Source organism: Hoeflea prorocentri (assembly GCF_027944115.1).
Classification (GTDB): domain Bacteria; phylum Pseudomonadota; class Alphaproteobacteria; order Rhizobiales; family Rhizobiaceae; genus Hoeflea_A; species Hoeflea_A prorocentri.
Genome location: NZ_JAPJZI010000001.1, coordinates 3,124,146 through 3,148,906 on the forward strand (window position 1 = coordinate 3,124,146; position 24,761 = coordinate 3,148,906).

Annotated in this window: 27 protein-coding genes; 10 read left to right on the forward strand and 17 right to left on the reverse strand. The window is 58.6% G+C overall.

From position 1 onward, the window contains the following. Positions 1-3: 3 nt before the first annotated feature. The gene (locus tag OQ273_RS14585) at positions 4-981 is read right to left on the reverse strand and encodes an NAD(P)-dependent alcohol dehydrogenase (protein WP_267991225.1); all 978 of its coding nucleotides are present in this window, start codon (positions 979-981) and stop codon (positions 4-6) included. Between the two features lie 209 nt (positions 982-1,190). On the opposite strand from OQ273_RS14585, the gene OQ273_RS14590 reads away from it, so the two are divergent. Further along, entirely contained in the window at positions 1,191-1,598 is a 408-nt protein-coding gene (locus tag OQ273_RS14590) for a universal stress protein (protein WP_267991226.1), read from the forward strand. A 334-nt stretch (positions 1,599-1,932) separates the two neighbouring features. Continuing rightward, positions 1,933-2,367, forward strand: a complete 435-nt coding sequence (locus OQ273_RS14595) for a universal stress protein (protein ID WP_267991227.1) — start codon at positions 1,933-1,935, stop codon at positions 2,365-2,367. Positions 2,368-2,420: 53 nt separating this feature from the next. Here the strand turns inward: OQ273_RS14595 and OQ273_RS14600 are convergent, their stop codons facing one another. Continuing rightward, positions 2,421-3,110 (reverse strand): winged helix-turn-helix transcriptional regulator, encoded by a 690-nt coding sequence (locus tag OQ273_RS14600; RefSeq protein WP_267991228.1) that lies wholly within the window; start codon positions 3,108-3,110, stop codon positions 2,421-2,423. Positions 3,111-3,209: 99 nt separating this feature from the next. Here OQ273_RS14600 and OQ273_RS14605 point away from each other — a divergent pair, with 99 nt between their 5' ends. After that, positions 3,210-4,016: a class I SAM-dependent methyltransferase gene (locus OQ273_RS14605; RefSeq protein ID WP_267991229.1), complete on the forward strand. Its 807-nt coding sequence runs from the start codon at positions 3,210-3,212 to the stop codon at positions 4,014-4,016. Between the two features lie 54 nt (positions 4,017-4,070). Here OQ273_RS14605 and OQ273_RS14610 read toward each other — a convergent pair whose 3' ends face one another. Genes OQ273_RS14610 through OQ273_RS14620 form a run of 3 tightly spaced genes read right to left on the reverse strand, consistent with a single transcriptional unit; the run spans position 4,071 to position 6,697 of the window. After that, complete coding sequence (locus tag OQ273_RS14610; RefSeq protein ID WP_267991230.1) at positions 4,071-4,835, reverse strand: ABC transporter permease; 765 nt, start codon at positions 4,833-4,835, stop codon at positions 4,071-4,073. Next, positions 4,835-5,629, reverse strand: a complete 795-nt coding sequence (locus tag OQ273_RS14615) for an ABC transporter ATP-binding protein (protein ID WP_267991231.1) — start codon at positions 5,627-5,629, stop codon at positions 4,835-4,837. The genes OQ273_RS14610 and OQ273_RS14615 overlap by 1 nt, the downstream gene beginning before the upstream one ends. A 60-nt stretch (positions 5,630-5,689) precedes the next feature. Next, positions 5,690-6,697: an ABC transporter substrate-binding protein gene (locus OQ273_RS14620; protein WP_267991232.1), complete on the reverse strand. Its 1,008-nt coding sequence runs from the start codon at positions 6,695-6,697 to the stop codon at positions 5,690-5,692. A gap of 324 nt (positions 6,698-7,021) precedes the next feature. On the opposite strand from OQ273_RS14620, the gene xdhA reads away from it, so the two are divergent. From xdhA to OQ273_RS14640, 4 genes are all read left to right on the forward strand, one after another. Beyond that, entirely contained in the window at positions 7,022-8,503 is a 1,482-nt protein-coding gene (gene xdhA, locus OQ273_RS14625; protein ID WP_267991233.1) for a xanthine dehydrogenase small subunit, read from the forward strand. A 3-nt stretch (positions 8,504-8,506) separates the two neighbouring features. After that, positions 8,507-10,840, forward strand: coding sequence for a xanthine dehydrogenase molybdopterin binding subunit (xdhB, locus tag OQ273_RS14630; RefSeq protein ID WP_267991234.1), 2,334 nt, complete (start codon positions 8,507-8,509; stop codon positions 10,838-10,840). 1 nt (position 10,841) lies between these two features. After that, positions 10,842-11,663 (forward strand): xanthine dehydrogenase accessory protein XdhC, encoded by an 822-nt coding sequence (gene xdhC / locus OQ273_RS14635; protein ID WP_267991235.1) that lies wholly within the window; start codon positions 10,842-10,844, stop codon positions 11,661-11,663. 195 nt (positions 11,664-11,858) lie between these two features. After that, positions 11,859-12,071, forward strand: coding sequence for a hypothetical protein (locus OQ273_RS14640; protein WP_267991236.1), 213 nt, complete (start codon positions 11,859-11,861; stop codon positions 12,069-12,071). A 21-nt stretch (positions 12,072-12,092) separates the two neighbouring features. On the opposite strand, the gene OQ273_RS14645 is transcribed toward OQ273_RS14640, so the two are convergent. Then, positions 12,093-12,362, reverse strand: a complete 270-nt coding sequence (locus OQ273_RS14645) for an usg protein (RefSeq protein ID WP_267991237.1) — start codon at positions 12,360-12,362, stop codon at positions 12,093-12,095. A gap of 226 nt (positions 12,363-12,588) precedes the next feature. On the opposite strand from OQ273_RS14645, the gene OQ273_RS14650 reads away from it, so the two are divergent. Next, positions 12,589-12,987, forward strand: a complete 399-nt coding sequence (locus OQ273_RS14650) for a hypothetical protein (protein WP_267991238.1) — start codon at positions 12,589-12,591, stop codon at positions 12,985-12,987. A 12-nt stretch (positions 12,988-12,999) separates the two neighbouring features. Here the strand turns inward: OQ273_RS14650 and OQ273_RS14655 are convergent, their stop codons facing one another. Both OQ273_RS14655 and OQ273_RS14660 read right to left on the reverse strand, forming a co-directional pair. Further along, positions 13,000-13,662 (reverse strand): HAD family hydrolase, encoded by a 663-nt coding sequence (locus tag OQ273_RS14655; protein ID WP_267991239.1) that lies wholly within the window; start codon positions 13,660-13,662, stop codon positions 13,000-13,002. A 40-nt stretch (positions 13,663-13,702) separates the two neighbouring features. Beyond that, positions 13,703-14,617, reverse strand: coding sequence for a LysR family transcriptional regulator (locus OQ273_RS14660; RefSeq protein ID WP_267991240.1), 915 nt, complete (start codon positions 14,615-14,617; stop codon positions 13,703-13,705). Between the two features lie 108 nt (positions 14,618-14,725). Between OQ273_RS14660 and OQ273_RS14665 the strand changes: the two genes are divergently transcribed. Continuing rightward, on the forward strand, positions 14,726-15,979 hold the full coding sequence (locus OQ273_RS14665; RefSeq protein ID WP_267991241.1) for a urate hydroxylase PuuD: 1,254 nt from the start codon (positions 14,726-14,728) through the stop codon (positions 15,977-15,979). Next, complete coding sequence (guaD, locus tag OQ273_RS14670) at positions 15,976-17,298, forward strand: guanine deaminase (protein ID WP_267991242.1); 1,323 nt, start codon at positions 15,976-15,978, stop codon at positions 17,296-17,298. The genes OQ273_RS14665 and guaD overlap by 4 nt, the downstream gene beginning before the upstream one ends. A 74-nt stretch (positions 17,299-17,372) precedes the next feature. Here the strand turns inward: guaD and OQ273_RS14675 are convergent, their stop codons facing one another. The 9 genes from OQ273_RS14675 to OQ273_RS14715 all read right to left on the reverse strand — a co-directional run bounded on the left by OQ273_RS14675 (position 17,373) and on the right by OQ273_RS14715 (position 24,746). Beyond that, a complete protein-coding gene (locus OQ273_RS14675) occupies positions 17,373-18,227 on the reverse strand; it encodes a hypothetical protein (protein ID WP_271292114.1) in 855 nt (284 codons plus the stop codon). Between the two features lie 216 nt (positions 18,228-18,443). Next, positions 18,444-18,821: a hydroxyisourate hydrolase gene (uraH, locus tag OQ273_RS14680; protein WP_425493382.1), complete on the reverse strand. Its 378-nt coding sequence runs from the start codon at positions 18,819-18,821 to the stop codon at positions 18,444-18,446. Positions 18,822-18,828: 7 nt separating this feature from the next. Continuing rightward, a complete protein-coding gene (locus OQ273_RS14685; protein WP_267991245.1) occupies positions 18,829-19,326 on the reverse strand; it encodes an ureidoglycolate lyase in 498 nt (165 codons plus the stop codon). 1 nt (position 19,327) lies between these two features. Then, positions 19,328-20,374, reverse strand: a complete 1,047-nt coding sequence (gene alc / locus OQ273_RS14690) for an allantoicase (RefSeq protein WP_267991246.1) — start codon at positions 20,372-20,374, stop codon at positions 19,328-19,330. 3 nt (positions 20,375-20,377) lie between these two features. Further along, positions 20,378-20,872, reverse strand: coding sequence for a 2-oxo-4-hydroxy-4-carboxy-5-ureidoimidazoline decarboxylase (uraD, locus tag OQ273_RS14695; RefSeq protein ID WP_267991247.1), 495 nt, complete (start codon positions 20,870-20,872; stop codon positions 20,378-20,380). Then, positions 20,869-21,789 carry an allantoinase PuuE gene (gene puuE, locus OQ273_RS14700; protein ID WP_267991248.1) on the reverse strand — a complete coding sequence of 307 codons (921 nt, stop codon included), beginning with the start codon at positions 21,787-21,789 and terminating at the stop codon, positions 20,869-20,871. Before puuE ends, uraD begins: the two co-directional genes overlap by 4 nt. Before the next feature lie 221 nt (positions 21,790-22,010). Then, positions 22,011-22,931, reverse strand: coding sequence for a DMT family transporter (locus tag OQ273_RS14705; RefSeq protein WP_271292115.1), 921 nt, complete (start codon positions 22,929-22,931; stop codon positions 22,011-22,013). Between the two features lie 79 nt (positions 22,932-23,010). Next, the gene (gene phnN / locus OQ273_RS14710) at positions 23,011-23,607 is read right to left on the reverse strand and encodes a phosphonate metabolism protein/1,5-bisphosphokinase (PRPP-forming) PhnN (protein WP_267991250.1); all 597 of its coding nucleotides are present in this window, start codon (positions 23,605-23,607) and stop codon (positions 23,011-23,013) included. Then, positions 23,607-24,746, reverse strand: a complete 1,140-nt coding sequence (locus OQ273_RS14715) for an alpha-D-ribose 1-methylphosphonate 5-triphosphate diphosphatase (protein ID WP_267991251.1) — start codon at positions 24,744-24,746, stop codon at positions 23,607-23,609. Before OQ273_RS14715 ends, phnN begins: the two co-directional genes overlap by 1 nt. Between the last annotated feature and the right edge of the window lie 15 nt (positions 24,747-24,761).

Here is a 24,761-nt window from a genome sequence, read left to right on the forward strand (position 1 = left end):
GGCTCACGTGCCGATCAGCAGAACAATCGCCCCGCAGCGCTCCTCCGTTTCAACAAGACGGTGCGCCTTAGACGCCTGATCCATGGGCAGTTCACGATCGACAATCGAGATAATTTTACCATCCTCGATCATCTTTCTGAGGGCTTCCAGTTCTTCCCGTGTTTCCTTTGCAAAGGCAAAACTTGCGCTTTTATCGGTGAAGCGGTTGGTCAAGAGGGCCCGCAGCATGACGGAAAGCCTGGGATTGCCGCACAGATAACGCCCGCCCGGTGAAAGAACCGAGATGCAGGCGCGGTAGGAACTTGTGGGCACCATGTCGAAGACGACATCATATTGCGGTCCGGCTTGCGCAAAGTCTTCACGCTGGTAGTCGACGAAATTATCCACCCCGAGACGGCGCAACATCGGTTCCTTTGCAGCCTTGTCGACCGCAGTGACCTCTGCGCCCATGCTTCTGGCGATCTGCACCGCATGCGCGCCGATGCTGCCGCCGGCGCCGTTGATCAGTATCTTCTCCCCGGCTGTCAGCCTTGCCAGTCGCATGAAATGCAGCGCGTTCAGGCCACCGAGCGGCACGGCAGCGGCCTGAGCAAAGGTCATGTTGCGCGGTTTTTCAGCCATGGCAAGCGTCGCAGGTAAGACGACATATTCGCCATAGGCGCCCATGTGAAGACCGGCCGTTCCAAACAACTTATCCCCGACGGAAAACTGCGCCACATTCGTCCCGACCGCAGCGACTTCGCCGGCGAAATACCCGCCGAGGATTGCCCGCCTCGGCTTTGTTATTCCCAACGCGATCCGCAGCGGCAACCAGAACCACTTGACTGAAAACCTGAAACCACGCAGTTCACAATCGGCCTTGGTTGCCTCCGCAGCGCGCACTCTTATCAGCACGTCGTCATCTGCGGGCTTCGGAGCCTCAACGTTCCGGAGCTGAAGCACCTCCGGGGGGCCGTATTCTTCGTAGATGATGGCTTTCAACGCGCCCTCTCCGCAATCCGTTTGTGGTATCGCCGTCCGCGATTACCTGATTTGACAGTAATCCCGTCGTGCATGAGGGCCAAGCGTCATTCCAGCATAGCCGCATAATTGCCGGTCACGGCAGTTGCGCCAAGTCAAAGAATAGCCCTTGCGGATGTGAGACAAAGAGACTGACATATAGCTGTAATTTGTTAGAGGGAGACCGAGCTATGTATAAAAACATTCTTGTACCTGTGCTTCTGGACGGCGCACATGATACGCAATCATCTTATCTCGCCGCCAAAACGCTGGCCGATGAGGACGCCAAATTCACCGTCCTCCATGTCATGGAAACAATACCAAGCTTTGTTATTGCCCAAATTCCGAAGGATACGCTGGCGCGGTCACACAAGGAGGCTGAAGAGGCGTTGGAAAAATCGGCCACGGCACTGCCCGATGCAACGACCCACCTTGCGTCAGGGAATCCGGGACGTGTTATCGTCGATTATGCTCAGGAACACGACATCGATTGCATAATCGTTGCGTCCCACCGGCCGGGCATTGAGGACTATTTCCTTGGTTCAACCGCTGCTCGGGTCGTGCGCCATGCGCAATGCCCGGTCCACGTGATCCGATAAGCGAGCGATAAGCCGGCAATGGAGCACGCCTGCGCCCACCGGCACGCGGCCTGATCGGACCCTCATGAAAACCTCAAGGTCGGCGACCCAAGCGGTTGCCGGCCTTCGGGCTGATAGATGCCGACTTTCCGCCGACCTTCGTGGCGCCGATGACGATCACCTTTGTCCCGACCACACACCGTGCTTTGGCTATGGTTGATCGGCTGGCTATGCCGCGCCGGCCTTGGTCAACAAACAGGCTCCGGCAAGGAGAGAGGGACAACGTTGATTTCAGTCAACACATGATTGCATCAAATGTGGCATGATGACTCATTCAAAAAGGGAGAAGGATGCTATGTTTGAGAAGATAGTTGTTGCGATCGACGGGTCGGAGAGCGCCGATAGCGCACTGGAAATCGCGTGCGATCTGGCAAAGAAATATCAGTCAGAGATACATCTCGTGCACTCCCCTCAACTCGAAACCACTGCGATTGCAGTCGGTTACGGGGCGGTTGAGATCAACCCCAATCCGAAGGCCGTCGAAGAAGCGGGCAAGCAGGTCATGGACCGCGCGGTCGAAAAGGCGACCGCACTTGGTTGCGTGCCGGGTGAATGCATCATCAGCAATGGCGATCCGGCCGATGAAATCCTCAAGGCAGCCGAAGCGGCAAAAGCCGATCTCATTATCATGGGCCGCCGTGGACTGGGGCGCCTGTCCAGCCTTATCCTCGGCAGTGTGTCGCAGAAGGTAAGCCACGACGCGCAATGCGCCTGCCTGACCGTGTGCTAAGCACCAAGACTGAAAAGTTGTACGCAACGGCGAACCCGGCGGCTGCGCCGGGTTCAATGCACGTCCAGATTTGATTGCACCTGGGCAAGCGGGCTCAGATTGAGCCAATCGACAAATGTCTTCCGAGCCCAGCCATCACCAATAACTTCAAGCCGCTGATCGGAGATGGCCAGCGCCGGCGTCAAATCGCCCCTGACGAGGTAGATGATGTCCGGCAATGTGCATGACAGGTATAGGTTCACCCCACCGCCGGGATCATCCACGCACAACTCGCAGCGCCCTTTCTGGTTAAGGAACCACCAGAGCCGTTTGGAAGCGACCTGATCGGTCAATTCAAGCCTGATCAAGCAGCGGCGGTCTCCGAAAGCCTGCGGATTTGTGCTGCTCTCAAGGCTCCAGACCAAGAGGCCCAGATCGATCTCGTGCTCTTTAAGCTGACGCCTCGTCCATCGCTGGCCCCAGATGCCCAGCGCCTCGACCAGGGGAACGAATTCGCGCCCCGCTTCGGTGAGTGCATAGGCGGATTGCCGCCCATGACCTCCCCGGCGTTCAACCACACCCTCGTCGATCAACCATTTGAGCCGCGAGGACAAAAGTGATGGCGACATTAGCGGAACGCCCCGCTGAAGTTCGCTGAAACGGCGCGGACCGGCTGCGAGATCGCGGACGATCAGCGCGTTCCAGCGTTCACAAAACAGCTCGGCCGCTTTGGCCACCGGGCAGAATTGACCGTAGGACTTCATCGCCCACCTCCATCATTGCTACAGATTTAGTAGTATATTGGATCGTCATTCAGGCGCCATGATCCAACTCTGGTCTTTTCAGGAAAAGAGGAGAGCATGATGACCACCGACGCAGCAAAAGCCGGCCAGGTTTCAGGAAGCGCCGCCGAAATCTACGATGAATTCTTTGTTCCGGCACTGTTCGGGGCCTGGGCTGAACCCTTGTGTACATCCGCTGGCCTGAAATCAGGCCAGTCGGTGCTGGATGTGGCATGCGGAACGGGCGCTACGACGCGGGTGGCCGAAACCTTTGTGCAGCCAGGTGGCGCGGCAACGGGACTGGACCGAAATGACGACATGCTTTCCGTCGCCCGCTCCAAACACACGTCGATCGACTGGCGCTCCGGCATGGCCGAAGCGCTCCCTTTCGATGATGCGACATTCGACGTGGTCCTTTGCCAGTTCGGATTAATGTTTTTTGAAGACAGGCAAGTAGCTCTGAAAGAGATGCGGCGCGTGGTCCGCCCCGGCGGCACGATTGCGGCTTCCGTCTGGGACAAGGCCGAGCATTCACCGGGCTATGATGCGATGATCAGGCTCATCGACGACCTGTTCGGCAAAGACCCGGCCGATGCGCTGCGCGCACCCTTCGTGCTCGGCGAGATCGAAGCACTGGAAAAGGCGCTTTCGGACGGCGGCATGTCCGGTGCGTCAATTGTGACGCAGCACGGCACAGCGCGCTTTCCGTCGATCGAGGAGTGGGCGCGCCTTGATGTGCGTGGCTGGACGCTTTCGGAGTTTTTCGACGATGCCAGCTTCGAAAAGCTACTCACACACGCCCGGGAAAAACTTGCGAAATTTGCCGGCCCCGATGGAACGGTGACGTTTGCGGCACCGGTCCACATTGCTGTCTGGTCATCCGAGTAACCGGGAATTACGACCGTGAGGCTGGAACAACTGTCTCCGGCCTCACGGCTGCTATCAGGTTTCGGTACGCTCCGCCCAGCCGGCAAAGATCTTCTCCAGATAAACGACGACGTAGTAGAGCAGGATGCCGAGCACTGCGAGTGCGATCAGAACCGCGAACATGAGCGGATAGTCGGCACTGATCTTGCCGCTGTCGAAGAGGTGACCAAGCCCCTTTCCATGCGGTTCGACGATCTCCATCAGGTTGGTGCCGATGAAGGCGAGCGTTACCGCCACTTTCAGCGCGCCGAAGAATTCCGGCAGGGTCTTCGGCAGCGCGATTTTCCTGAAAATCGTGAACTGGCTGGCGCCGAGGGATTTCAGGATATCGCGATATTCGGGCTCAAGGGTCGACAGACCAATGGAGATCGAAACGGCAATCGGAAAGAATGAAATCAGGAACGCGATAAGGATCGTGTTCATGTCGTGTGCACCGACAAACATCAGCGCAATCACCGGAACGACGGTTGCCTTCGGTATGGCGTTAAAGCCCACGAGCAGCGGGTAGAGCCCCTCGCGCGCGGTGCGGGAGAATCCCATGATCATGCCGATGAGCGTTCCGGCCACAACCGCGAGCAACAAGCCGGCGACCGTGCGCCAAAGCGTTTGCCAGCCATATTCGAGGAAAAGCCAGCGGAACTTCCAGAAAGCCGGGCCAAGGTCCGACGGCGATGCCATCTTGTAGTCCGGCCAGCCATTGACCCAGACCAACCATTCCCAGAACAGAAGAAACAGGAGGATGGCAACCACGGGAATCGCGATTTTGCGCATGGTATTCATTATGCCGCCTCCACGTCCCGCCCCTGCGCAATCTGGATCTGATGGCGTAATTCAGCCAACATTTCCGTCGCGGCGGGCGTATAGAGATCGTCGAGCGTGCGGTCCGGACCGAAGGGAACGTCCAGGAGAAACTGCGTGGTTGCGGGTCGGCCGGAAAGCACGACAACCTCATTTGCCAGGAAGACCGATTCGCGCAGATCATGGGTGATCAGAAGGCAGGTGAACTCCTCCTGATGGCGCAAATCATGCATGATCTGCCAAAGATCCTCGCGGGTGAAAGCATCCAGCGCGCCGAAGGGTTCGTCCAGGATCAGCACTTCCGGCCGGTGCACCAGCGCCCGGCACAGGGACGCCCTTTGACGCATGCCGCCGGAAAGTTCGGAGGGTTTCTTGTCTTCAAAACCCTCAAGCCCGACAAGCGCCAGAAGTTCCTCGGCCCGGTCTTCGCGCTGTTTTTGCGAAAGGCTGTTGGGAACGATCTCAAGAGGAAGCAGGACATTTTGCAAAATGTTGCGCCACTCGAGCAGCACCGGGTTCTGAAACGCCATGCCGACGGTGGAACGCGGTGACTTGACCAGTTCCCCACCGAGCCAGACTTCTCCCTCATCGGGAAACATCAGCCCGGCAATCAAGCGCGTCAGCGTTGACTTGCCGCATCCCGAAGGCCCGACGACAGCGGTAAAGGTACCCTTTTGAACCGAGATGTTGAGGTTATTGAGGACCGGCAGCGGGCCGTCATCCGTCATATAGGCATGGGTCACGCCCCGCAGCGCGATTTGAGGTTCGTCTGTCATGGAATTCCATCAACCCGAATGAAAAGGCGGGATAAACCCGCCTTTTGTTGATTTATACGGCTACTTCAGCGCAAGACTGCCGTCCGTCGGCAGGTACTCGCTGGAGAAGATCACCGCCATATCGGGCTCATTCTGGAACTCGTAGTTTTCCGCCAGCTGCTTCATGGCCTTTTCCATGCGCGCCTGATCGACGCTGCCGATACCGTTGGCCTTGGTGTAATCGGTGACGACATTGGCATCGATTGCCAATTGCAGGCGACGCTCTTCAAGCGCCGCGTCAGCAGCCGGGTTGCGCTTCTTGACCATTTCCGCGCCAGCGGCCGGATCGGCGATCACGTCGTTCCAGCCCTTGGCGACAGCGCGCAGGAAACCGGTGACAGCCTCCGGGTTTTCCTTGGCGAAATCGGTATTGACGACGATGGCGTTGCCATAGAGCTCAAGGCCATGGTCGGCCATCAGGATCACCTTGATGTCTTCTTCGGGAATACCGAGCCGGACAAGGTTGAGATAGCTGGAGAACGAAAAGCCGGTGATTGCATCTACATTGCCGTCGGCAAGCATGGGTTCGCGTGTGGGAAAGCCCACCGGCTCGACCGTTATCTTGCTGACATCAAGGTCGTTGACGGTCGCAAAGGCCGGGAACTGCGCCCAGGCGCCATCCGGCGGAGGCGCTCCAAGGCGCTTGCCTTCCAGATCCTTTGGAGCGCTGACACCCAGGGACTCGCGTCCGATCACCGCAAAAGGCGGCTTGTCATAGATCATCATCACGGCCTGAACCGGAGCACCGGGGTTCTGGTCCAGAAACTTGATCAGGCTGTTGATGTCGGCAAAACCGATGGGAAAAGCGCCCGTTGCGATCTTCGGTATCGCGTCCAGCGAGCCCTTGCCGGCGCTGATCTCGACCTCAAGGCCTTCTTCGGCGAAGTGGCCGTTGTCAATCGCGGCAAAATAGGCAGCGCTCGGCCCCTCGAATTTCCAATCGAGCGCGAAAGGCATTTTTGTCTGTGCTGCCGCCTGGGTCAGCAGCCCTGCCGCGAACAGGAGCGACAATGCGATTCTGTTAAACATTGATGAGTTCCCTTTATTTTCTTTGGTTGACGGAAAATTATCACACACATTTTCATGCGATTTTCAAATATTGACTGAAACACTTTGCCGCATCTGCGACAAGCAGGTTCACCCGCCCAGAGGCCGAGGCGATGGATAAGACCTACCTGACCTTTGCGGTTCGGATAAATACGACCTCCGTATAGGGCAGATTATTTTCAATGGATCCTTGATCGGCGAGCTCGACTTTCCAGCTTTTGTTGAAAGTCTTTTTGCCGCCGCGCTGGTTTTTTTTGCGCCGGGGGCGGTAGGATGGCCGGCACAAGAATAAGAGGGAGTAATGGCATGGCGAACGCCGTTCGCGACGAACTTCGCTTTATACTCAATGCTGAAGTTGTGCATATGCGCGATGTATCGCCGACCCTTACGCTGCTCGACTATCTGCGCCTGCAGCGGCGGCTGACCGGCACCAAGGAGGGCTGCGCCGAGGGCGATTGCGGCGCCTGCACCGTGCTTGTCGGACGCCTCGGCCATAGCGGGCTTGTTTATGAAACCGTCAACGCCTGTATCCGTTTCATGGGCTCGCTCGATGCGTGCCACATCGTGACGATCGAGCACCTGGCCGGCGTGAACGGGCAACTGCATCCCGTTCAGCAGGCCATGGTTGATTTCCACGGCTCGCAATGCGGATTTTGCACGCCCGGCATCGTCATGTCGCTTTATGGGCTGTGGCTGCAGACGCCAAACGCCGATGCGGCGCACATAGAAAAAACCCTTCAGGGCAATCTGTGCCGCTGCACGGGTTATGAAGCGATCATGGACGCGGCGAAAGCCATGGCCGATGCCGACAATTCCGGCGACAAGCTGATCGTCACGCACGACACGATCGCCGCAAAGCTGAAAGAACTGAGTGACGGCATCCGCGTCGATATCGAAACGTCATCAGGGCGCCTCATCGTACCCGGATCAGTCGACGACCTGGGTGAAATTCTCCAGACCAATCCCGAGGCCACGATCGTCGCCGGGTCGACCGATGTCGGGCTATGGGTGACCAAACATATGCGCGATATCTCGCCGACCGTATTCATCAACCACCTGGCTGAATTGCAGGAAATTGCAGAAGACGACGACGGCATTACGCTGGGTGCGGGCGTCACCTACAGCGATGCTTTTGACGCGATCTGCGGTACTGCACCCACCATGGGTGATTTGTGGGACCGGATCGGCGGCGAACAGGTACGCAATATGGGCACCGTTGGCGGCAATATCGCCAATGGCTCGCCCATCGGCGACACCCCGCCGCCGCTGATTGCGCTGGGTGCGCGCGTCACACTTCAAAGCGGCACAGACATACGCACAATCGATCTGGAGGACTTCTTCATCGACTACGGCAAGCAGGACCGCGCGCCGGGTGAATTCGTCCGCTCGGTTCACATACCGCGCCTTCCTGAGGGAGAGCATTTCGCCGTCTACAAGATTTCCAAGCGACGGGACGAGGATATCTCCGCGGTCTGCAGCGCATTCCGCGTCGCACTTGATGAAAGCGGTGCGGTCGCTTCGGCCCGCCTCGCCTTCGGAGGCATGGCCGCAACGCCAAAAAGGGCAAAGGCGGCAGAAAAGGCCTTGACCGGACAGCCTTGGAATGAAGCCACAGTCGATGCTGCCATGGCGGCGCTTCAGTCGGACTTCACCCCGCTGACCGATTGGCGTGCCTCGGCTGAATACCGCATGCTGGCGACAAAGAACCTGTTGAAACGGTTTTACCTGGAAACCCAGGGGCAAACGGTGCAAGTGACGCGACACAAACCTGATATGGCGGAGGCTTAACGGATGAACGACGCCTCCAACGCGCGCAGCAGTACGGCCATATCCGGCGGCGTTCATACGCCGCGCCGGCACGATTCAGCCCACAAACACGTCACCGGCACTGCCGAATATATCGATGACATGGCGGAGCCATCCGGCACATTGCACGCCTATCTCGGTCTGTCCGAACGGGCAAACGCGGTCATTACATCCATGGATCTCGACGCGGTCCGGGCCGCGCCCGGCGTTGTCGGCGTCCTGACTGCAGCGGACATTCCCGGTGAAAACGACATCAGCCCGACCCACCGTCACGACGAGCCGGTGCTCTCGGACGGCACAAGCGCCTTTTACGGCCAGCCAATCTTCGCGGTGATCGCCGAGAGCCGCGATGCGGCCCGCCGGGCGGCGCTCCTTGCCAAGGTCGACTATGAGGACCGTCCGCACCACATCGATGTGGTCAGTGCCGTCGAGGCCGGATATCCGCACGTCACCGATCCCTTGCAATTGCGCAATGGCGATGCCGAAGGGGCGCTGGCAACGGCGACCAACCGCCTCTCCGGCGAGATGCGCATCGGCGGGCAGGATCATTTTTATCTCGAGGGCCAGATCGCCTTGGCCGTTCCGGGAGAAGACGACGAGGTGACGGTCTATTCCTCGACGCAGCATCCGAGCGAGATCCAGCACATGGTGTCTCAGGCTCTCGGAACCGCCTCCAACGCCGTTACGGTGCAGACGCGGCGCATGGGCGGCGGGTTCGGCGGCAAGGAAACGCAAGGAAACCAGTTCGCGGCAATCGCCGCCATTGCGGCCAAGCGCTACAACCGCGCCGTCAAGATACGCCCCGACCGCGATGACGATATGACGGCCACCGGCAAACGGCACGATTTCCACGTTACCTATGACGTTGCCTATGATGACAACGGGCGCATCGAGGCGCTTGATGCGGTCTATGCGGCGCGCTGCGGTTTTTCATCGGACCTTTCAGGCCCGGTCACGGACCGCGCACTGTTTCACAGCGACAATTGCTATTTCCTGCCGAATGTCAGGCTGCGGTCGCGGCCTATGAAGACCGACACCGTCTCCAATACCGCGTTTCGCGGCTTCGGCGGCCCGCAGGGCAAGCTCGGCGGCGAACGTGTTATCGAGGAAATCGCCTACGCGCTCGGCAAGGACCCGCTGGAGATACGCAAGGCCAATTTCTACGGCATCGACGAGCGCAATGTGACGCCTTATCATCAGGTCGTCGAGGACAATATCATCCATCGTATCGTCGATGAGCTTGAAGCCTCTTCCGACTATCAGGTCCGCCGCAAAGCGGTGCTTGCGCATAACGCGAAAGGCGGCGTCCTGCGCAAGGGCATCTCTCTGACGCCCGTCAAATTCGGCATCTCGTTTACCGCAACCTGGTTCAACCAGGCCGGCGCCCTCGTCCATATTTATCAGGACGGTTCCATCCACCTGAACCATGGCGGAACGGAGATGGGTCAGGGGCTCAACACCAAGGTGGCGCAGGTCGTCGCCGACGAGTTCCAGGTCGATCTCGAAACCATTCGCATCACTGCAACATCGACCGGCAAGGTCCCGAACACATCGGCGACCGCGGCATCATCCGGCTCCGACCTGAACGGCATGGCGGCAGCCAATGCCTGCGGGCAGATCAAGGCGCGGCTCGTCGCCTATGCATCCGAGCATTTTGGTGTTCCGGCCGAACAGGTGGTGTTCGTGCCCAACCATGTTCGCGTCGGCAACCAGTTGATCCCCTTCCCCGAACTAGTCCGGCAAGCCTATACGCACCGTGTGCAGCTTTCCGCAGCGGGCTTTTACAAGACACCGAAAATCCACTGGGACCGCCAGAAGGGCCAGGGCAGGCCATTCTTCTACTTTGCCTATGGCGCATCGGTTTCTGAGGTGACAATCGACACGCTGACCGGCGAATACCATGTCGACCGGGTCGACATTCTTCAGGATGTCGGCAAATCGCTCAACCCGGCCATCGATATGGGACAGGTCCAGGGCGCTTTTGTGCAGGGCATGGGCTGGCTGACGACCGAGGAGCTGTGGTGGGACGACAATGGACGGCTGCGCACCCATGCACCCTCCACCTATAAAATCCCCCTCGCCTCCGACAAGCCCAAGGAATTCAATGTCGAGCTCGCCAACTGGTCGACCAACAAGGAACGGACCATCCGGCGCTCCAAGGCCGTCGGCGAACCGCCCTTCATGCTCGCCAATTCCGTACTTGAGGCATTGTCCATGGCGGTGGCGAGTGTCGCCGATTATCGCGAATGTCCGCGTCTTGACGCGCCGGCTACACCCGAGCGTATTCTACTCGCCGTCGAGCGGCTGAAGAAGGTTTAGGATGGCGCGCCAGCCGGCACGACTGAAGCTATTTCTTGAAGACAGCGGAATGGTCGCGCGTGTCAATATTGTCGAGGCAAAGGGTTCCACGCCGCGCGAGGCCGGGACCTGGATGCTGGTATCGCAAACCGGTCTCTTCGGAACCATCGGCGGCGGGCAACTCGAACTCATGGCGATCAACGAGGCCCGTTCCCTGCTTGCCGGCACTTCCGACAAGGCGGACATGGACATCCCGCTCGGACCCGAGATCGGCCAGTGTTGCGGCGGGCGTGTGCGCGTTGAGATCGACCGGTTGGACAAGGACAGCATCGCTCAAATATCCGCGCTGGTGGAAACGGATGATGCCGCCCTGCCGCATGTCTACGTGTTCGGCGCCGGCCATGTCGGGAAGGCGCTGGGAGACGCTCTGAGCCTGCTTCCTGTCCGCGCACATCTGGTGGAAACGCGGCAAGAAGAACTCGACGGTGCCACGGCAGATGTCGAAAAGCGGCTTGCCGCCATGCCGGAGGAGCTTGTAAGGCAAGCGCCGCCCCATTCTGCTTTCATCGTGATGACCCATGAGCACGCACTCGATTTCATCATTGTGCGCGAAGCCCTTGCGCGCACCGACACCGCCTATGTCGGCATGATCGGGTCGAAGACCAAACGCGCGACCTATGTCAGCTGGCACAACAAGGAGGGTGGTGATCCTGATGATTGCGACCGCCTCATCTGCCCGATTGGCGCCAGCGCTCTTGGCGACAAGCGGCCCGCGGTGATTGCGGCGCTGGTTGCCTGCGAGGTGATGACCGCGCTGAACGTGGCACAGGACAACGCCTCCTGATACCGGCCAAGATATTGCCGCAATCCGCCTGCAGACAATCTCCGCAAATCTCACTATACCTACTGATTTCAGAGAGTTATCCGCTTCTAGAACATTAACTCGAGTTAATTTGAAGCCGGGCTGGACACCACCACATCGACGTTAAGGACGGATTTGCAAATGGCAAATCCGCTGCAACGAAGAAAGGATGATGTCATGCTTAATATTCTTGCACAGCGCCGGATGAAAGCCATTGAAACCGAAATCCGTGGCCTCGTCAGCACCGACCGGTTGAGCGACCGCGAAATCAGCCGGCTTGAGCGCCTCGACAGCGCGCACAAGTTCTGGAAAGGGCTTTCCAGCCGGGACCGGAAAAAATACGGTGTCAAACCGGTTCCCGCAAAGGTCATAACCGCCGCCGCCAGCTAGATTGCGGCCGGAACTTATGGCCTAGTGCAACTTGAGCTCACAGTCGACGTGCCTCCACTCCCCGGGACCGATCAGTCTTTGATGGGTGAACCGGACGGAGTGGATCGGCCCGTCGAGGTTTTCTTCCCAGAAATCCAGAAATCCGTGCAGTTTCGGAAATTCCGGCGCAAGATCATATTCCTGCCAGAGATAGGACTGGATCATGGTCCGGAAATCGGGCATGCGGTAGTAGATCTGCGCCGTGGTCAGCCCATGCCCGGTCAGCATCAATTCCAACTCGCTTGCGCTCATTCGCTCCTCCGAACGGGTGTGCAACGAATCACAATTGTCCCTCGATTTTCCGTTCGAGGCAACTTTTGGAAAGAATTTATCTTTTTAAATCAAATTGTTAGCACTCAAAATGTGCGAGTGCTGACATGCATGACGGGCCGGCATCACGGTCCAAGGAACCAAATGCGGACGACAATCACTCAACTCAGGGCACAAAGCACTGTAGACTTGGAGAAAGGGGGGCGGCATGCCGAACCTTGAAACGATTGCAGTCGTCTATGACCTTCCGGCAGCCCTGTGCCTGAAGTCCGCCCTGGAAAGCCAGGGTATTTTGGTCTTTGTCGATGGCCTCCATCACGCCAGCGTCGACTGGTGGGTGACCGTTGCCCTGGGCGGCATGCAGGTGCGGGTGATCGACCGGGACGCCACAGCAGCAAGGGACTATCTGCAACACGTCGAAGGCGAAAGGGTCCCACAATCTCCGATATCGTCTGACATCTGGAGACGACCGGTGACAAATGGTCTCTTGCTTTTCTTCGGGATGATGCTGGCCTCAACGCCGATCTGGTTGCGTACACGGCCCCGCGGCCTCAACCAGCCGCCACAGGTTTCAACTGATGGGCCGCCGGCAACGACGAGCGGCTGATTGCCAGAGCCATCACAAGCGGGCGCGAACCTGCTGATGATCCGAAAACACCGCATGCGCACCGGCTTCCTCAAGCCTTTGCGCATGATCGTCGCCCACATGACCGCCGCCGGCAAAACCCCAGACGGTCATCCCGGCGGCAAGGCCCGCCTTCACGCCGTTTACGCTGTCTTCAATAACGAGACATCCGGCCGGGTCGGCATCGAGTTTGCCGGCCGCCATCAAAAAGAGATCAGGGGCCGGTTTGCCGTTATCAACCTGGCCGGCATGATAGATGTGAGGATCGAAATGCCGCCGCAGCCGGGTGAGTTCGAGTTTTAGAACCAGGCTGTCCGGAGCGCTGGAGGAGGCTACCGCCATCGGCCCGTCAAAGCGGTGGATCACCGCATCGATCCCGTCAATCATGCGCAAATCGGTTTTCATGCGGGCAATGCAGGCCTTTCGAAGCGAAGTGCCGAAATCCTCCGGCAGCGCCCTGCCCTTTTCACTGCGGTGGTCCCGGTCGAGTTCCGCCAGATAATCCGCCGAGCTCAGGCCCATGAAGCGGCGCTGATATTCACTGGCATCGTAGGACAGCCCGATGCGTTCCAGATGTTGACGTTCGACCGCTGTGTAAATCACCTCGGAATCGACTAGCACACCGTCGCAATCAAAGATGATTGCCGCAAATTTCATGATCAGAATATCCTCTCGTGCAAGCCCGCAGCCTGGGCCTTCATTGCAACGCCGCGCGGATCATCTTCTGGCAACGGGCCGCCATGAAGTCAATGAACAGGCGCAGCTTCGGATCCTGGAAATCCTTGTGCGGGAAGATAACGGCCAGTTTCGCTGCCGTTGGCGGATTATCCGGAAGGACCGTCACAAGCTGGCCCGAATTTATGAAAGGCTGAACTTCGAAACGAGGTTTGTTGACGATGCCGTGACCGGCCAGCGCCCATTCCATAAGAACGTCGCCATCATCGGAATCGAAGACGCCGGCAACCTCCACCTTGCGGACACCCTCAGGTGTCTGCAGCGTCCATACAAATTCGCTGGAGCCCGGAAACCGCAAGAGCAGGCAGTTGTGACTGTCTTTGACAAGACGGTCGATCGTCTCAGGCATGCCCGCCTTGGCGATATAATCCGGCGAGGCGCACAGCACACGTTCGCAATCCATAATGCCGCGCATGCGCAGCGAGGAATCCTCGATGACGCCGAGCCGGAAGGCCAGATCGATGCTCTCCTTCAAGATATCGACATTGTGGTCGGACAGCCGCAGCCGGACTTCGATCTCGGGATATTGTTCGTGAAATGCCGGAATGCCGGATGCGATAAAACGACGGCCAAAGCCAAGCGGAGCGGTGACGCGGATAACGCCCTTGGGTTTGCCGGAAACGGAGGCAATGGAGGCTTCGGCATCCTCGACCGCCCGGATAATACGCCCGGCGCCGCCGTAAAATATCTTGCCGTGCTCCGTCGGCGTCAATTGCCGCGTGGTCCGGTTGAAAAGCCGCACGCCGAGATACTTCTCCAGTTCCTTGACGCGATTGCTGGCAACGGCCGGCGATATGCGCAAGTCACGCCCCGCCGCAGAAAGATTTCCCAACTCGACAACCCTCAGGAACACCTTAATATTTTCAAAATATGACATAGGCAGACCATAGGATTATTTAGAATTTTTTGAAAGTCATCCGGCAAGTCTGCGCTTTCTTTAAAGCGGCGCGGTCGTCACAATACGGCAAAGCACAAGGGGACCCATATGTACGAATTCGCCATTGCCTGGGATTGGCTGTCCTTTGCCGCGCGCTGGCTTCACGTCATTACCGCCATCGCCTGGATCGGCTCGTCATTTTATTTCATTGCCCTGGATCTCGGGCTGCGGCAGCGGGTCGGTCTGCCGGAAGGAGCCTATGGCGAGGAATGGCAGGTCCATGGCGGCGGGTTTTATCATATTCAGAAATATCTGGTTGCCCCCGCCGAGATGCCCGAACACCTGACCTGGTTCAAATGGGAATCCTACATGACGTGGATTTCCGGCTTCGCCCTGATGTGCATCGTCTATTATGCAGGCGCCGATCTTTACCTGATCGATCCTGCAGTGCTCGACGTTTCCGCCCCGGTCGCGATCCTGATTTCGATCGCTTCGCTGGCACTTGGCTGGGTTATCTACGATTTCGCCTGTAAAGCATTCCTGGGCAAGAGCGATACGCTGCTGATGGTGTTTCTTTATGCCGTGCTTGTGTTGATGGCCTGGGGCTATACCCACCTCTTCACCGGCCGGGCGGCCTTCCTTCATCTGGGCGCCTTCACGGCAACGGTCATGTCGGCCAATGTCTTCATGATCATCATCCCCAATCAGAAAGTGGTCGTTGCCGATCTGATCGCCGGGCGCAAACCTGACCCGAAATACGGGCAGATCGCCAAGCAGCGCTCGACGCATAACAACTACCTGACGCTGCCGGTGATCTTTTTGATGTTGTCGAACCACTACCCGCTGGCCTTTGCCACGGAATTCAACTGGGTGATCGCGTCGCTGGTTTTCCTCATGGGCGTCACCATCCGTCACTGGTTCAATACGCGCCATGCCCGCAAGGGCAATCCGACCTGGACTTGGCTGGCAACCGCCATCATCTTTATCATCATCATCTGGCTCTCAACCGTGCCGAAGGTCCTGACAGGCGAGAGCGACGGGGAGATGGCGGTTGTTGCGCCGGCCTTCGAGCGTTTTGCCGCCAATGCGCATTTTGAAGAAGCAAGGGATGTCGTTTTGTCGCGCTGCTCCATGTGCCATGCGCAGGAGCCGGTCTGGGAAGGCATCATTGTGCCGCCGAAGGGCGTGCTGCTTGAAACGGATGCGGAAATCGCCGCGCAGGCCCGCGATGTCTATCTGCAGGCAGGCCGCAGCCATGCGATGCCGCCTGCAAACATCACGCGGATGGAACCATCGGAGCGGCAAATGCTCGTGGCCTGGTTCGAAAGCGCCGTTGCCTCGAAAACGGAGCAAAGCAAGTGAGCGCGAGACTGATCAGGGGACGGCTCCTGTCGTTCAAGCAAGCGCCGCAGGGCTTGGATGATTCATCCAGCTACAGCTACGAGGAAGACGGCGCCGTCCTGATGCGTGACGGAATGATCGCGGCCTCAGGCGATTATGCAGCCGTAAAGACGAATGCGCCGGAGGATTGCATCGAAAGCGATCACCGACCGCATCTCATCATGCCCGGCTTCATCGACACGCATATCCACTTTCCGCAGATGCAGATTGTCGGCTCCTATGCCTCTGCCCTCCTGGAATGGCTGACCACATACACCTTTGTCGAGGAACAGCGCTTTTCCGACGCCGATCACGCAGCGCGCATTGCAAGTGCCTTTTTCGACGAGCTGCTGCGCCACGGCACAACCACCGCTGCGGCCTATTGCTCGGTTCACAAACAGTCAGCCGATGCGTTTTTTACCGAAAGCCACCGGCGCAATCTGCGGATGATCGCCGGCAAGGTGATGATGGACCGAAACGCACCGCCCGGCCTTCTGGACACGCCGCAAAGCGGCTATGACGACACCAAGGCGGTGATCGAGGAATGGCACGGCAAGGGCCGCCAGATGGTGGCGATCACACCGCGCTTTGCCATCACCTCAACGCCCGGGCAACTGGAGATGGCGGCAACGCTCATGCGTGAGCATCCGGATCTGCACATGCAGACGCATCTGTCGGAGAACCACGCTGAAATCGCCTTTGCGAAGGAGCTGTTTCCCTGGAGCCAGGACTACACCCATGTTTACGAACATTACGGCCTTCTGGGTCCAAAGAGCCTTTTCGGCCATTGCATCCATCTTGAGGAGCGCGAAGCCGATATCATGTCGGAAACCGGATCGGTTGCCGTCTTTTGCCCGACCTCCAATCTTTTCCTTGGCTCGGGCCTTTTTGACCTGAAAACCCTGGACGAACGGGACAAGCCGGTCCGCATCGCGGTTGCGACGGACATTGGCGGAGGAACCAACTACTCCATGCTGCGGACCATCGACGAAGGCTACAAGGTTCTGCAGTTGCAGGGCCAGCGTATGAACCCGCTGGAGAGCTTTTACCGCATCACGCTCGGCAATGCCCAGGCCTTGTCCCTGGACGACAGGATCGGCTCGCTGGAACCCGGCAGGGAAGCCGATCTGGTTGTGCTCAACGCCCGGGCGACACCGGCGATGGCCCTTAAAATGGACGTGGTCAGCAAACTGACCGAGGAACTGTTCCTTTTGCAGACACTCGGGGACGACCGGGCCATTGCCGAGACCTATGTCGCCGGCGAGCCGGCAAAAAGTGTGCTCGCCAACCACCCAGTCTGACAATTCAGGGAATTGCGGCCTGTCAGCACAACATCAGTGACACCATGGCTATAATCCGGGTTCCTCCGGGCAAGTTATGGGCTAACCGGGTTGCCTCCAATGCTTCTGACAAGAGAGCCGGCCACCGCGGCGTCCAGAGCTTTCATGGTCTGATTGTCCACGACCTGCCGTCGCTGATCAGCAGGAATACCGAGCGGAGCGCATGCGAGAATATCTGCTGTGCTCACCGTTTCACCGGTTATTTCCCGCGCCTTGGAGGCGGCTCTGGTCAGGACACTATTGACTTGTTTGGCATCGGCGGGCGAGGGAACCCGTCCCACCGGCACCGCGGAAAGGGTGAGCTCGTGATCCTTGGTTTTTTGACCGACAAGATCAAAATCCCCCTCAATGGTTCCCGAGCCGACAACACTTGTGATCGTGGGGTTTCCCTCACCATTGAGCCCAATGGCGAATTCCAGTCCGTAGTCGATTTTGTCGGGACAGATGTTTCGTACGGATGCATCCCTGGCGATGCGCGTAAGCCAGTCACCTGCTGCCGTTCGCCCGGTCAAATGCGACTGGGTCTTGCCGAATTCACCTGGCCCACAGGGCCGTTCAGCAATATCGATCAAGTAAAAACTGTAGGCAAATGTTCCGACACTGTTGTACTCAATTGTAGGGCCTGACACCAATGTCAGCCCAAGCGTCTGAGACGCTACGGGGAAAGAAAGCACCAGTTCCCCGGACCCATCATTGGTGTGGTAGGTTTCCAAATTGAGCGTAATAGTCGCAGCCCAACCCATAAGCCAGTAATGCTCACCAGAAGCCGCGTACAGGGAATCCTGGATTTCGCATTCGATGTTATCGATGATCTCCTGAATGTTGATCGCCACCCTGTTCGGCAGCTCCGGAAAAGATATACAACCGCTCATGGCAAGAGCGGCGCTCAACATGGAAACTCCGACCAGTTTCATGTGACCCCCTATCGCAAGATATATCGCCCCTCACGCATTCCGGCGGCGAATCGGAACGCCACCAGGAACATCTGTCCAGGATAGAAGTTTTGAGTGCGAACGCAGAGAAGTTGCGGTTGTACCGGATGTACAATCCACTGTTTTATCGGGGATTACTGCGATGGATACTGACGAGCACCCATCGCGGCAAGATCAACTGCCGCGATAGGTCGAGTATCCATAGGGCGATATCAGGAGCGGCACGTGGTAATGCGCGTCCGCATCCGCGATGCCGAAACGGATGGGAATAATGTCCAGGAACGCAGGTTCCGGAAGGTTCACGCCGCTTTGCCGGAGATAGTCGCCGGCGTGAAACACGATCTCGTATTGGCCTGCCGCCATGCCCTTACCTTCGAGCAACGGTGCATCGCAGCGACCGTCACCATTGGTGGACACAGACTTGATGAGGCTTCGGGCCTCATCCTGCAGTGCGTAAAGCTCGATTGAAAGACCGGCTGCCGGCTTGCCGCCAGCGGTATCGAGCACATGAGTTGTCAGTCGTCCTGTGTGTGAGGCCATGGGTTCCTCCAATTAGGGTTTACCAGTTGTCGCGCTCGATGCGGAAGACAGATGGGTAGTCGGCTTCTTCGAGATTGTCACCCTCGCCTTCACGGTCGACCACCAGAAAGTCTGATACCTCGTCAATCGCAATCAGCGGATGATGCCAGACATTTGCATGGAAATTCACGCCTTGCCGTCCGCCGGCCAGAAAGGCCTGCGGCAAACCTGGCCGCCCGTCTTCATCCTTTGCCACGACCACGAGCCAGGGGCGATTATCAATCGGGAAAAACGCCTGGCTGCCGAGCGGATGGCGCTCCATCATCGCGATCTCATAGGGAAACGGCCGAGGCTGTCCGCGGAAAAGGTTGATGATGACCTTGCCGCCCCTTTCCGCCTCGGCGCACGCCAGCGCATGGAAACGTTCCGTCGTCCCTTCATTGATTATCCGGCGTTCCGCGCCATCCGTCTCCAGAACCTCGCCAAACGGAGCGAAGGCCGCGCGCGTCAATGGCCCGATTGGCAACACATCCGCCATGTCAGGCCTTGTTTCCGAAGAGGCGAAGACGGCTTACGCCGCCATCGGGATGGATGTTGAAGCGGACATGGGTGAACGGGCCCTTCGCTTCGATCTGCCCCTTTTCAAATTCGTGGATATGGTCCATCTGCAGTTTCTGCGCGGAAAGGATCGGCGTCCACTCTGCGGACGCGGCGACATCCGCATCATCGAAACCGCCTGAATGGTCCGGCAGATAGGCACCCAGAAGATCGCAACTGTCGGGATAATTTCCCTTGAAGTGTGCGGTATCGACCACCACACGGCCAAGGGTTCCGGCATGACCGAGTTTGAGCACGGCCCAGTCATGTCCCGGGCCACGCCTTCGGGCGGTTTCCCAGCCATCACCCATATTGACCCCGCGTCCGGGTCCGAGCAGCCGTTCAGGCGCGCCGAAATGGGCATCCGACCATGCAAGTGCGCGGCCGCCATGGAAGACATAGGCAAGATCGACCTCCTCTTCGGGCGTGACCTTGTCCCAGTCGAAATGCGCAGCACCATAGACCCGCAGGCGGGCAACGCCCCCGTCAGGGTAGATGTGCAATCGCAAATGCGTCCATACGCGGCTTCGCATTGCGTGATCGTCAATCGTCCGGAAATGATGTTGACTGGGGCCGAGGTCCGTCCTGCCGAGAATCTCCACCCAGTCGGCATTGTCGTCCGGCTCGCCGTCTTCCATGCAGATAGCCTCGACGCTGGCCTGCGGCGGATAGTTACCGGTGAAATGGCTGGTGTCTATGTCGAAGCCGAAGATGCGGCCGGGCATGGCCAGCTTGATGACTCCCCAATCATGGCCGGACACGCGTTTGCGGCGTGATTCCCAGCCGTCCATCCACTTTCCGTTGTCGTCATATTTGTCGGGAATGAAGACGGCCGGGTCATCGGCCAACATACGCTCAAGCGGCGCGAAGAACTCGTCCGTCGAGTAGAGCGCCTTCGCTCCAAGCCGCGCTGATGCAAGATTGATGGTCCCGTTGGTGAAATCCGGCAGATCAGCGCCGAGATCGGAGGATTTGATTATTTCGTTCATTATCTACTCCGGCAAAATGGCTTCGAGTCTTAGCCTGGCAATCTTTTCAACCTGTTCGCAGGCCGTTTGGAACTCTTCGTCCTGGGTGTTGGAAATGCGCTGTTTGAAGGCGGCGAGGATGTCGTCCTTGCCAAGGCCCTTGACCGCGATGATGAAGGGAAAGCCGAAGCGGGTCTTGTAGTCCTCGTTCAAACGCGTGAATTCGGCATGCTCATCGGCACTGAGACGGTCGAGGCCGGCGCCGGCCTGTTCGGCCTTGGAATCATCCGTCAGTTTCCCGGCAATCGCCAGTTTCCCGGCAAGATCGGGGTGGGCCAGCAGCACATCGCGGCGCTCGTCCCGGCTTGCCTGACGGAAAATGGCACAAAGGGCCGCGTGAACCGCACCACAGCGCAGCGGATCGTAGACCGCGCCGCTGTCATAGGCGCGTTCGGCGACCCACGGCGAATGCTCAAAAACACCGCCGCACTGGTCAATGAACGAACTGCGCGCCGTCATTTGCCGCCTCCCGCCGGTTTGTGGTGTTCATGCCAGTGCCGTGCAATATCGATACGCCGGGCGACCCAAGCGTCATCATGGGAGGCCACATAGTCGAGGAACCGGGCAAGTGCGGCAGCACGGCCCGGCCGTCCGATGAGACGGCAATGCAGGCCCACCGACATCATCTTCGGCGCACCGGCCACGCCCTCGGCATGAAGCACGTCAAAACTGTCCTTAAGATAGCTGAAAAACTGTTCGCCGCTGTTGAAGCCCTGAGGCGTTGCAAAGCGCATGTCGTTGGCATCGAGCGTATAGGGAATGATGAGATGCGGCCGGTTCGGCCCGTCGACCCAGTAGGGCAGATCGTCGGCATAGGCATCGGAGCTGTAAAGAAACCCGCCCTCTTCTACGGCCAGATCAACAGAGTGGATCGAGCTGCGGCCGGTATACCAGCCAAGCGGGCGTTCACCGGTGACCTGCGTGTGAATGCGGATCGCCTCGCGCATATGCTCGGCTTCTTCTTCGCGGGTAAAGTCGCGGTAGTCGATCCATTTGAGCCCGTGGGAGGCGATCTCCCAGCCGGCTTCCTTCATGCCGGCGACAGCGTCGGGGTTTTTTTCCATGGCGGTCGCGACACCGTAAACAGTGACCGGCATGTCACGGCTGGTGAACATGCGCCACAGCCGCCAGAAGCCGGCACGCGAGCCATACTCATATATCGACTCCATGTTCATGTGCCGTTGACCCGGCCATGAAACGGCACCGACGATTTCGGACAGAAAAGCTTCTGAACCGGCATCGCCGTGGAGGATATTGTTTTCGCCGCCCTCCTCGTAGTTGATGACGAACTGAACGGCGACCTTCGCACCGCCGGGCCATTTCGGATCCGGAGTGTGCCGTCCGTAGCCGATCATATCGCGCGGGTATTCTGACACGTTTTTACCGCTCCCTGTTTGCCATGCGACGGTAGCATCACAGATATCAAAACTCGACGCTCCAAACCCCCGGCATTTGTTGAAACTGTTTCACAACACCTGACGACCACCAGCCGTGCAAGGTGTATCGAGGCTGTTGATACAACGATTCAAAAGGCTCAGAACAGGATTCCGCTGAAGCCTTCAAGGCTTTGATGTTGTTGCTGTTTCACATGCCCGCGTCACTGCGCTTCTTGCGGTCGAGCCGGCTGGCTTGCCGGCAAGCGCGACAACAGGACACCGCCGGCAACGACAAGCAGGCCCCCTAAAGCCTGCACCGGCCCCAGTGATTGACCGAACGCCAGGAAGCCGAGAACGGCGGCAATCGGAACGGACGCGTAACCGACCGGGACGACCACCACGGCATCGGCATTCTGGAATGCCCTTATCCAGCAAAGCTGACCGAGAAGCGCCAGCGGACCGATGCATATGAGCCACAGAAGGCTCGCGCCGCCGAGCGGCTGCCAGAGCCAGATGGTCGGGGCGGCAAGCATGAAGACGGCAATGATATTGACGTGAAGCATGATGACGATCGGCCGTTCCCGGTCCGTCAGCAGCTTGATGAAAAACAACTCCGCGCCGGAAAGCATGGCGCCGAACAGGGCGATACCAACACCAAGGGTTGCCGATCCATCCCCCGCCGAGCCCGCCTCGCTCCGGGCAATCAGCATCGCGCCCGCGAGACAGATCATGGCCGCGCACCAGTGTTTCGGACCGGCGCGCTCCTTGAGCAGAAAAACAGCCAGGATCATTGCGATGACACCATTTGTCAGCGTGATCGCGGTGGCGTCCTCATAGTCGATGAAAAGCGGCGCGGCGATAATGCAGAGCTCCCCGGTCACGCCGCTGACGGCGCGGGCCACATGCAGGACCGGCATGGTGCTGCGCACTTTCGAGAACCCACCATGGAACATCAAAACCACAAGGCTGATGACCACGGCAGCGCCGGCATAGCGCATAAAGACCACCTGCATGGGATTTGCCTGCGCACTGACGAACTTACCGGAGGCAAAAACCAGCGTGAAGATCAGCGCCGCTCCAAGCGCCCAGCACACGGCAACAACAGTCGACGGATTTGATTTCACGGTTCCTCGCAGAATCATGGCCTTGTCATCCAGAGGGAATGGCAAAATCCTCAAAAGGTCAATCTGGAAGAAAAAAGCCGAGGGAGGCCGAACGATCCTAACCGTGTGACAGGATAGCCTCCACGAGTGCGCGTGAGGCCGTGTCGATGTCGCCGCTGTTATCAATCACCATGGCGCCGGGCCATCTGGCGTTCAGAACCGCGCTTCTTTCAAGCCGGGCGCGGATATCCTCCGGGTTTTCTCTGCCCCGGGCAGCAAGGCGGTTCGCCAGAACCTCCGCCGAGGCCGTGATCTCGATGACGCGAAAATTGGCATAGTGCCGGCTGAGGCCATCCAGCGCCGCACGCGAACCGTTGCATACGGCGCGATGACCGGCTGCGATGCGCTCGTCAATCTCTATTGGCAGGCCATATCTGAGGCCGTGCGCATCCCAATGGAAAGCAAAACCGTCATTGCCTAGCTTTTGTTCAAATGCCTCAGGGGTGCAGGGAATATGGTTCTCGGTCGCGCCATCGGCAGGCCTGGTGATGACGCGGCGGACGAAAAACAGGTCGGAACGGTCAGTGAGTTCACGACGGGCGCGATTCATCAGCGTGTCCTTGCCGGCCCCGCTTGGCCCGACCACGGCAATGAAAGTACCGCGCGTAACGGCATGATCGCCCGGCAGGGTGGATCGTTCAGGGGCTGACGACATTACGCGACCCTTTGCCCCTCCCGCCACACGGTGCGGACAATCGGAATATGATGATCGACACTGACGCGCACCAGATCGCCGCGTTTGCCGATCGCGATCTCGCCTCGGTCGTGAAGACCGCAGGATTCCGCCGGGTTCTTGGACACCATACGGATCGCCTCGGGCAGGTTGATCGCATCCACACGCTCGCCGATGTCGAAGGCCGACTGGATCAGGCTGAATGGAATATAGTCGGAGGACAGGATATCGAGCAGTCCGTGTTCCGCCAGTTCCTGGGCCGCGATGTTGCCGGAGTGCGATCCTCCGCGCACCACGTTGGGGGCACCCATGAGAACCGCCATGCCTGCTTCCTTCGAGGCCTTGGCCGCTTCAAAGGTGGTGGGGAACTCAGCCACCTGGATACCCTGTTCAATCGCCTCATCGACATGTTCAAGCGTTGCATCGTCGTGGCTGGCCAAAACAATCGTGCGTTCCCGGCACGCATCCGATATCGCCTTCCGGTTCCGGTCGGAATTGGCATCTGAATCGGCAATGCGCTTCTTGCAAAACGCCGCGAAGACCTCGTCGGACATTTTCAATTTTCCCTGATAGTAAATGCTGTAGGCTTCAAGATTGCGGAACTGGCGCTGGCCTGGCGAATGGTCCATCAAGGACACGAGCCGGACGCGGTCATCCTCATCGAAGGCTGTGAATCCATTGAGGCAATCGGCTGCCGAGACTTCACAGCGCAGATGCAGAAAGTGATCGGCGCGCAGGCGATCGTTGCGGCAGCCATCGTCTATCGCATCGGCCAAATGGCGCATGTCTTCGGCGGACAGATCGGCGTCTTCGTCCATACCGATGCGCAACGCATCGAACACCGTCGTGATGCCGGAGGAACAGATCTGCGCGTCATGGGCGAGCACCGCCGCAAAGGGGTTCCAGCGCACTTTGGGCCGCGGTGCGTAGTGTCCTTCAAGGTGATCCGTATGCAGTTCCACAAGGCCCGGGATGACAAAGTCGCCTTCCATGTCCTGCGCGGACGGAACGGCCGTGGCCCCGCCGATATCCTCGACGAGGCCGTCGCGGACAAGGACGGTTCCCCGGACAATTTCATCTGCAAGGACAAGACGGGCGTTTTTCAATACCAGATCTGACATGGGCTTCCTGCGGGT

What these genes read in the sequence shown, in the direction of transcription:
- OQ273_RS14595 (WP_267991227.1), top strand. Translation starts at nt 1,933, where the DNA reads ATGTTTGAGAAGATAGTTGTTGCGATCGACGGGTCGGAGAGCGCCGAT.
- xdhA (WP_267991233.1), top strand. Translation starts at nt 7,022, where the DNA reads ATGGCGAACGCCGTTCGCGACGAACTTCGCTTTATACTCAATGCTGAA.
- OQ273_RS14715 (WP_267991251.1), bottom strand. Translation starts at nt 24,746, where the DNA reads ATGTCAGATCTGGTATTGAAAAACGCCCGTCTTGTCCTTGCAGATGAA.
- phnN (WP_267991250.1), bottom strand. Translation starts at nt 23,607, where the DNA reads ATGTCGTCAGCCCCTGAACGATCCACCCTGCCGGGCGATCATGCCGTT.
- OQ273_RS14600 (WP_267991228.1), bottom strand. Translation starts at nt 3,110, where the DNA reads ATGAAGTCCTACGGTCAATTCTGCCCGGTGGCCAAAGCGGCCGAGCTG.
- OQ273_RS14685 (WP_267991245.1), bottom strand. Translation starts at nt 19,326, where the DNA reads ATGGCGGATGTGTTGCCAATCGGGCCATTGACGCGCGCGGCCTTCGCT.
- OQ273_RS14610 (WP_267991230.1), bottom strand. Translation starts at nt 4,835, where the DNA reads ATGAATACCATGCGCAAAATCGCGATTCCCGTGGTTGCCATCCTCCTG.
- alc (WP_267991246.1), bottom strand. Translation starts at nt 20,374, where the DNA reads ATGAACGAAATAATCAAATCCTCCGATCTCGGCGCTGATCTGCCGGAT.
- OQ273_RS14620 (WP_267991232.1), bottom strand. Translation starts at nt 6,697, where the DNA reads ATGTTTAACAGAATCGCATTGTCGCTCCTGTTCGCGGCAGGGCTGCTG.
- OQ273_RS14660 (WP_267991240.1), bottom strand. Translation starts at nt 14,617, where the DNA reads ATGTCATATTTTGAAAATATTAAGGTGTTCCTGAGGGTTGTCGAGTTG.
- xdhB (WP_267991234.1), top strand. Translation starts at nt 8,507, where the DNA reads ATGAACGACGCCTCCAACGCGCGCAGCAGTACGGCCATATCCGGCGGC.
- xdhC (WP_267991235.1), top strand. Translation starts at nt 10,842, where the DNA reads ATGGCGCGCCAGCCGGCACGACTGAAGCTATTTCTTGAAGACAGCGGA.
- OQ273_RS14705 (WP_271292115.1), bottom strand. Translation starts at nt 22,931, where the DNA reads ATGATTCTGCGAGGAACCGTGAAATCAAATCCGTCGACTGTTGTTGCC.
- OQ273_RS14655 (WP_267991239.1), bottom strand. Translation starts at nt 13,662, where the DNA reads ATGAAATTTGCGGCAATCATCTTTGATTGCGACGGTGTGCTAGTCGAT.
- OQ273_RS14590 (WP_267991226.1), top strand. Translation starts at nt 1,191, where the DNA reads ATGTATAAAAACATTCTTGTACCTGTGCTTCTGGACGGCGCACATGAT.
- OQ273_RS14650 (WP_267991238.1), top strand. Translation starts at nt 12,589, where the DNA reads ATGCCGAACCTTGAAACGATTGCAGTCGTCTATGACCTTCCGGCAGCC.
- OQ273_RS14665 (WP_267991241.1), top strand. Translation starts at nt 14,726, where the DNA reads ATGTACGAATTCGCCATTGCCTGGGATTGGCTGTCCTTTGCCGCGCGC.
- OQ273_RS14615 (WP_267991231.1), bottom strand. Translation starts at nt 5,629, where the DNA reads ATGACAGACGAACCTCAAATCGCGCTGCGGGGCGTGACCCATGCCTAT.
- OQ273_RS14605 (WP_267991229.1), top strand. Translation starts at nt 3,210, where the DNA reads ATGACCACCGACGCAGCAAAAGCCGGCCAGGTTTCAGGAAGCGCCGCC.
- uraD (WP_267991247.1), bottom strand. Translation starts at nt 20,872, where the DNA reads ATGACGGCGCGCAGTTCGTTCATTGACCAGTGCGGCGGTGTTTTTGAG.
- OQ273_RS14645 (WP_267991237.1), bottom strand. Translation starts at nt 12,362, where the DNA reads ATGAGCGCAAGCGAGTTGGAATTGATGCTGACCGGGCATGGGCTGACC.
- OQ273_RS14640 (WP_267991236.1), top strand. Translation starts at nt 11,859, where the DNA reads ATGCTTAATATTCTTGCACAGCGCCGGATGAAAGCCATTGAAACCGAA.